This window comes from Longimicrobium sp., assembly GCF_036280135.1.
Lineage (GTDB): Bacteria > Gemmatimonadota > Gemmatimonadetes > Longimicrobiales > Longimicrobiaceae > Longimicrobium.
The window spans coordinates 1-6,845 of sequence record NZ_DASURI010000742.1 but is presented as its reverse complement, the minus strand read 5'-3'; the positions used below and the strand labels follow the sequence as shown (position 1 = coordinate 6,845).

Annotated in this window: 8 protein-coding genes; 2 read left to right on the top strand and 6 right to left on the bottom strand. The window is 69.9% G+C overall.

What is annotated here, in order from left to right:
• From VFZ20_RS24010 to VFZ20_RS24000, 3 genes are all read right to left on the bottom strand, one after another.
• A partial coding sequence (locus VFZ20_RS24010) for a hypothetical protein (protein ID WP_329686490.1) occupies positions 1 to 269 on the bottom strand: 269 nt, incomplete at its 3' end.
• Between the two features lie 7 nt (positions 270 to 276).
• A complete protein-coding gene (gene mreC / locus VFZ20_RS24005; RefSeq protein WP_329686491.1) occupies positions 277 to 1,296 on the bottom strand; it encodes a rod shape-determining protein MreC in 1,020 nt (339 codons plus the stop codon).
• Positions 1,297 to 1,397: 101 nt separating this feature from the next.
• Positions 1,398 to 2,435 carry a rod shape-determining protein gene (locus tag VFZ20_RS24000; protein ID WP_329686489.1) on the bottom strand — a complete coding sequence of 346 codons (1,038 nt, stop codon included), beginning with the start codon at positions 2,433 to 2,435 and terminating at the stop codon, positions 1,398 to 1,400.
• 467 nt (positions 2,436 to 2,902) lie between these two features.
• On the opposite strand from VFZ20_RS24000, the gene VFZ20_RS23995 reads away from it, so the two are divergent.
• Positions 2,903 to 3,076, top strand: coding sequence for a hypothetical protein (locus VFZ20_RS23995; RefSeq protein ID WP_329686488.1), 174 nt, complete (start codon positions 2,903 to 2,905; stop codon positions 3,074 to 3,076).
• An 89-nt stretch (positions 3,077 to 3,165) separates the two neighbouring features.
• Here VFZ20_RS23995 and dut read toward each other — a convergent pair whose 3' ends face one another.
• From dut to VFZ20_RS23980, 3 genes are all read right to left on the bottom strand, one after another.
• Positions 3,166 to 3,603, bottom strand: coding sequence for a dUTP diphosphatase (dut, locus tag VFZ20_RS23990; protein WP_329686487.1), 438 nt, complete (start codon positions 3,601 to 3,603; stop codon positions 3,166 to 3,168).
• A gap of 216 nt (positions 3,604 to 3,819) precedes the next feature.
• On the bottom strand, positions 3,820 to 4,932 hold the full coding sequence (gene ald, locus VFZ20_RS23985) for an alanine dehydrogenase (protein WP_329686486.1): 1,113 nt from the start codon (positions 4,930 to 4,932) through the stop codon (positions 3,820 to 3,822).
• Positions 4,933 to 5,270: 338 nt separating this feature from the next.
• On the bottom strand, positions 5,271 to 5,825 hold the full coding sequence (locus VFZ20_RS23980) for a sugar O-acetyltransferase (RefSeq protein WP_349264124.1): 555 nt from the start codon (positions 5,823 to 5,825) through the stop codon (positions 5,271 to 5,273).
• Positions 5,826 to 5,937: 112 nt separating this feature from the next.
• Here VFZ20_RS23980 and VFZ20_RS23975 point away from each other — a divergent pair.
• Positions 5,938 to 6,845: peroxidase family protein (locus tag VFZ20_RS23975; protein WP_329686484.1), on the top strand; the 908-nt coding region annotated here is incomplete at its 3' end.

Genomic DNA, 6,845 nt, shown 5'->3' with positions numbered 1-6,845 from the left:
CGCGAGCGGGCGCCCAGGTAGCCCAGCACGGTGAGCGCCACGGCCCCCGCGCCCATGGTCATGGGGTGGGCCGCGCCGTCCAGCACGCCCAGCAGAAAGCCCAGCCCCGCCGCCCACCCGGCGCGCATCCGTCGCGCGCCCAGCAGCAGCGCCACCACCAGCAGGTCCGGCGCCAGCACCCCCAGCCCCAGGCCCACCCGGAGCAAGAAGTACAGGACCACCAGGACTGCGATGAACCCCACGAACTGCCAGCGCGTCCCCTCCGTCATCCGCTCCTCACGCCCCGCGGCTGGTGTCCCGGGCGGCCCCCTGGCCTCCCGGGTTGCTGGGTGCCGGCAATCCTTCCGGCACCCGCGGCTGCCCCGGGAACACCGGGCGACCCGGCAGCTCGGGGGTGGGGTCCACCGGGCGCGGCCTGCGCGGCGCGGGCCGGGTGGTGGTCGTCGTAGTCCGGGGCGCCGTGCGCGGCGCCGCCGGAGTGGCCGCGTCGGGCGACAGGGCCGGCGCCGCCGAGTCCGCCCGCGCGGGCGCCGTCAGCCGCACGCCCCACGCCGACGCCAGGTCCTGATCGCTGGGCGCCCGCACGGGCGGCCCCAGCACCAGCACGTGCCCCAGCTGGGCCGGCGACACCAGGGGGCGCACGTAGTAGATGCGCTGCCACCCCCGCGGGTCCTTTCCGCTCGCCGCCACCCGCCCCACGGGGATTCCCCGCGGGTACACCCCGCCGTCTCCCGACGTCACGATCAGCGTTCCCGTATCCGGCGCCGTGTGGAACGCCACGGGGCTGAAGCCCAGCATGGTCTCGCCCCCGCTGGGCGACTGCAGCGGCTCGGCCACCCCGTACGTCTCCCCGTCCACCGTCATCACCGACACGGCAAAGTCGGGGTGGGTCCACGCCAGCATGGTGCTGGACTCGTTCCCCAGCTGCCCCACCTGCCCCGCCAGCCCCTCGGCCGTGATGACGGGCGCGCCGTCCTGCACCCCGTCGCCGCGGCCCACCGACAGCCGGTACGTCCCCGCCGAGCCCGGCCCCGCCGTGGGCGTGGTCTCGGCCGCCACGTACGAGTACGTGAGCCGCTCCCGGAATCCCAGCAGCTGCCGCAGCTGGCGGTTCTCGGCCGCCAGGGTGGCCTGGCCCACCAGGAAGCTGGCGAGCGAGTCGCGCTCGGCCCGCAGGGCGGCCGCGTCGGCGTAGCGCCCGGCGCGGTCCGCCGCGCCGCGCTGCACCGCCGTGAAGGGGCGCAGCACCGTGGCACGCAGGGCGTGCCCCAGGCCGTCCTTGTACACCTCGGGCATGAGCAGCACGAGGAGGCTCAGGGCCGCGAACAGCCCCGCGATGGCCAGGTCCCGCTTGCGGCCGCGTTCACCCGCGCCGCGCAGGTACGGTCTGAAGGTGCTCAGTTGGTCAACACTCCTCGGTACTTGACCACGTCGTCCAGGATGCGCCCGGCGCCGCGCACTACGCAGGTCAGCGGGTCTTCGTCCACGTGGATGGGCAGGTTGGTCTCGCGCGCGATCAGCGTGTCCAGCCCGCGGATGAGCGCGCCCCCTCCCGTCATCACGATCCCCCGGTCCACGATGTCGCTCGCCAGCTCCGGCGGGGTGATCTCCAGCGCCCTGCGCACCGCCTCGACGATGGCCTGGATGGGCTCCTGGATGCACTCGCGGATCTCCTGGGAGTGCACCCGCACCGTCTTGGGGATGCCGCTCACGAGGTCCCGGCCCTTGACGTCCATCTCGCGCTCTTCGCCCGTGCTGTAGGCGCTGCCGATCTGGATCTTTACCGCCTCGGCCGTGGCCTCGCCGATCATCAGGTTGTAGTTCTTGCGCATGAAGGTGACGATGGCGTTGTCGATCTCGTCGCCCCCCACGCGGATGCTCGTGTCACAAACGATGCCGGACAGCGCGATGACCGCGATCTCGGTGGTCCCGCCGCCGATGTCGATGACCATGTTGCCCGTGGGCGTCTCCACCGGCAGCCCCACGCCGATGGCGGCCGCCATGGGCTCGGCCACCATGTACACCTCCTTGGCCCCCGCCGCCGCGGCGCTCTGCCGCACGGCCCGCCGCTCCAGCTCCGTGATGCCGCTGGGCACGCCCACGACGACCGTGGGCTTGAGCTTGAGGAACCGCTTGCTCGTCACCGTCTGCAGGAAGTACCGCAGCATGATCTCGGTGACGTCCACGTCCGCGATGACGCCGTCCTTGAGGGGGCGCACGGCCGTGATCCCCTCGGGGGTGCGGCCCAGCATGCGCTTGGCCTCCAGGCCGATCCCCTTGATCTTGTTGGTGGCCTTTTCCATGGCCACCACCGACGGCTCGTTCAGGACGATGCCCTCGCCCTTCACGTATACGAGCGTGTTCGCGGTTCCCAGGTCTACGGCGATGTCGTTGACCGGGATAAAGCTCCCGGAGCTGAACCAGCGAAAGGCCATGTCGTCTTCTTTAGCTTTCTCGCCGGGGCGTTGGAACCGGCCTCCGGGCGCCTGGGGCGGGGCTTCCGCCCTGCGTTCTGCGTGGTGCGTTGGACGGCGGCAAAGCTAGGCCGCCCCACGCACATACGCAACCCGAAGCCCCGGCCGCCCAACCCGGAGCCGCGGCGCGCAGATGCACGGCGCATGCCTGTCCGTCGGCGAGCACGGCGAGAGGGTGGATGGTGGTGTTGAACCGGGGGTGAATCTGCTACGGGGGCAGAATTGCGCAAGGCCCGTAACTGCAGGGAATAGGGAACAGGGAATAGGGAATAGCTTGCCACGGCGGGGCTCGGAACCCCGGCTTTTCTTCTCGATTCTCGCATCAGAAGAAGCTTGCCATTCACTTCACGCCTGAATTACAATGCGAGCGCAAACCGTCGTCGCATTCGGCGACGGCGGCGCCCGTCACCGTGATCCAGGAGAACGCCATGAACAAGCTGCGGCTCAGCCTCGACGACCTCGCCGTCGACACGTTCCAGACGGGCGAGGACCACCAGCTCCAGCGCGGAACGGTGGACGCCCACGTGGCCACCAAGCCCCTGTGCAACGTCGCATCGCTCAAGACGGACCTGACCTGCTGCCCCTGCACCCCCATGCTCTGAGCCACATCCACTGAAGGATGTGCTTCGGCGAACGACGCGGGCCCGGCGGATGACCATCCGCCGGGCCCGCTCGTCGTTCTCATCCGTCCCTACCGCCCCGTCGAGCCGAAGCCGCCCTCGCCGCGGCCGCTCTCGGACAGCTCTTCCACCTCCACCACCTCCGGCGCGACGAACCGCGCGAACACCAACTGCGCGATGCGCGTCCCCCGGGGGATGGGAACGGGATCGGTGCCGGCGTTCCACACGATGACCTTGAGCTCGCCGCGGTAGTCGGGGTCGATGGTCGCGGGCGCGTTAGGGAGAGTGATGCCGTGCCGAAGCGCCAGGCCGGAGCGGGGGCGCACCTGGCACTCCACGTCGTCCGGCAGCTCGATGGCGAGCCCCGTGGCCACGAGGCGCCGCTCGCCCGGGTGCAGCACGAAGTCCGGCTCCGCGCTGGCGACGTCGTACCCGGCGGAGCCGGGCGTCTGCCGGGCGGGAAGCGGCAGGTCGGGGTTGCTCGCCAGGCGGCGGAATCGGACCATCATCGTCGGTGAAATGGATCGGGGAGAAGCGAATCGCCATCGCGCCGCAGTAGAACCCTCCGCCCGCCCAAATGCAAGCGGCCCCGCCGAACGCTCGGCGGGGCCACGATGCAGTTGCAGGCTGTCCCTGGGCCCTGCGGTTCAGGAAGTCAGTTGCAGGCTATTCCCTATTCCCTATTCCCTGTTCCCTATTCCCTATTCCCTGCAGTCCAGAGCCGTTCAGCCCAGCACCGACGACACCGGCGTGTACTCCAGGTCGAACGCCTCGGCCACGCCCGGATACGTCACCTTGCCGTTCACCACGTTCAGGCCCAGGGCCAGCGCGTTGTCCTGGCGGCAGGCTTCCTTCCAGCCCAGGCGGGCCAGGCGCTGCGCGTAGGGGAACGTCGCGTTGGTCAGCGCCAGCGTGGACGTGCGCGGCACGCCGCCCGGCATGTTGGCCACGCCGTAGTGGATCACGCCGTCGATCTCGTAGATGGGATCCTCGTGCGTCGTGGGACGGATGGTCTCCACGCAGCCGCCCTGGTCCACCGCCACGTCCACGATCACGGCGCCCTGCTTCATCCGCTTGAGGTCCTCGCGCTTGATGAGCTTGGGGGCCTTGGCACCCGGCAGCAGCACGGCGCCCACGACGAGGTCCGCCTGCTCCACCCGCTCCAGGATGTTGTGGCGGTTGCTGTAGATGAGCTCCACGTTGGCCGGCATCACGTCCGACAGGTAGCGCAGGCGCTCCAGCGACAGGTCCAGGATGGTCACGCGGGCGCCCAGGCCGGCGGCCATCTTGGCCGCGTGCGTGCCCACCACGCCGCCGCCGATGATCACCACGTTGGCCGGCGTCACGCCGGGCACGCCGCCCAGCAGCATGCCGCGGCCGCCGTAGAACTTCTCCAGGTACTTGGCGCCGGCCTGGATGCTCATCCGGCCCGCCACCTCGGACATGGGCGTGAGCAGGGGCAGCTCGCCGCTGGGCAGCTGCACCGTCTCGTACGCGATGTTCACGCTGCCGCTGTCCAGCATGGCGCGCGTGAGCTTCTCGTCCGCCGCGAAGTGGAAGTACGTGAACAGGAGCTGGTCGGGACGCGTGCGGGCGTACTCGACCTGGATGGGCTCCTTGACCTTCATGATCATCTCGGCGCGGGCCCACACCTCTTCCACGTCGTGGATGGTGGCGCCCACGGCCTCGTACTGCTCGTCCGTAAAGCCGCTGCCCAGGCCGCCGCCACGCTCCACCATCACCTGGTGGCCGGACTGCACCAGCGCCTCGGCGCCCGCGGGCACCAGGGCGATCCGGTTCTCGTTGGTCTTTATCTCCTTCGGGACGCCGATCAGCATCGTCTGCACTCGTTCCAGGGTCGGTCTTTACGGCTGAGGCCCGCTCAGTCTGTCGGGGGCGGCCCACAATATACACCCTCGCGGGCGTTTGGCGAGTGGCTGAACAAAAGTGCGTGAGTGCGGAAGTGCGTGAGTGCGGAAGTTGGCCCGTGCCGGCACGCAGTTCCGCGCGCGAAATCCCCGATTTCTCCCGGACGCGGAATCAGCCGATGATGCGGATCAGCCGATGATGCGGATCAGCCGATGGATGCGTATCAGCCGATGGATGCGGAGTGGCCGATGATGCGGAGTGGCCGATGATGCGGATCAGCCGACGATGCGGATCAGCCGATGACGGGTCAGTCGATGGGGCGGATGACGCGGCAGGGGTTGCCGGCGGCCAGCACGCCCTCGGGCACGTCCTTCGTCACCACGCTCCCGGCGCCGATCACGCTGCGCGCGCCGATGGTCACGCCCGGCAGCAGGATGGCGCCGCCGCCCACCCACACGTCCGAACCGATGGTGATGGGCTTCGCCGCCTCCAGGCCCGACCGGCGCTCCACGTGGTTCAGCGGGTGCGTGGCCGTGAGGATCTGCACCGCGGGGCCGAACATCACGTCGCTGCCGATGGTCACCTGCGCCACGTCCAGCACCACGCAGTTGAAGTTGAAGAACACGCGATCGCCCAGCCGGATGTTGCCGCCGTAGTCGCAAAAGAACGGCGGCTCGATCCACGCACCCTCGCCCACGGCGCCCATCAGCCGCCGGACGATGTCCATCCGCAGCTCCCGCTGCCCGTCGCGCGAGGCGTTGAGCGCGTACAGCAGGTCGCGGGCGCGGCGCCGCTCCGCCACCAGCTGCGGATCCGCGGCGTCGTACAGCTCGCCCGCCAGCATCTTTTCCTTCTCCGTCATCGCCATGGGTCATTCCCGGGATTCGCGTGCGGGCCGGTGAGCGAAATCGCCCCTGCCTGCCCATCCAACGTCAGCGGAAGTTCCGTCTCAACCCTCGTCCCGGAGAACCCGAATGCCCCGCCTTAGCCACGGATCCACCATCACCTCCGAGTCCCTGCTCACGGCCCGCGCCAAGCTTGCCGAGCTCGCGGCGGAGCTTCCGCTCGGCTTTGCCGTCGCCGCGCCGGCCGACCTGAAGGACTTTGACTTCATGTTCCCGGCGCTGCAGGACGACCCCGGCAACCTGCTCCCCGAGGACCGTGCCACGCGCGACGCGCTGGTGGAGCTGGGCATCGCGATGCTCGATCCGGCCAAGGGGCACTCCGACCCCGGTGGCGACTCGTCCATCCCGGCGGCGTACACCTATCTGGGCCAGTTCATCGACCACGACATTACCCTGGAAACCACGTCCGCCGGGCTCGACGAGCTGCTGGACCCGGAGCTCCGCCCGCTGCAGCCCGGAAACATCCGTGGCGTCCTCCGCAATGCCCGCACGGCATCGTTGGACCTGGACAGCGTCTACGGCGCTCCCGCCCCCATGGATGGCCATGAGATGCGCGTGGGCCGCGTGACGCCGCGGAACGGGACGTCCGAGCCGTTTCTCCGCCCCGCGGGAAAGGATGACTTCAACGACCTGCCCCGGGAGCCGCGCGCGCAGGTAATGTCGCGCGACCGGGCCGCGCTTACGGGCGACCCGCGGAACGACGAGAACACGATCATCAGCCAGCTTCACACCGCTTTCCTGCGTTCGCACAACGCGCTGGTGCGACAGGGACACGGATACGACGCCGCCCGACGCCTGCTGCGGCAGCATTACCAGTGGATCGTGCTGCACGACTTTCTGCCCCGCATCGCCGACCCCGAGGTCGTGCGCCGCGTGCTGGCGGACGGCAACCGCTTCTTCGTGCCGGACCAGGACGGCTTCTTCATGCCACTGGAGTTCACCGTGGCGGCCTACCGGTTCGGCCACAGCATGGTCCG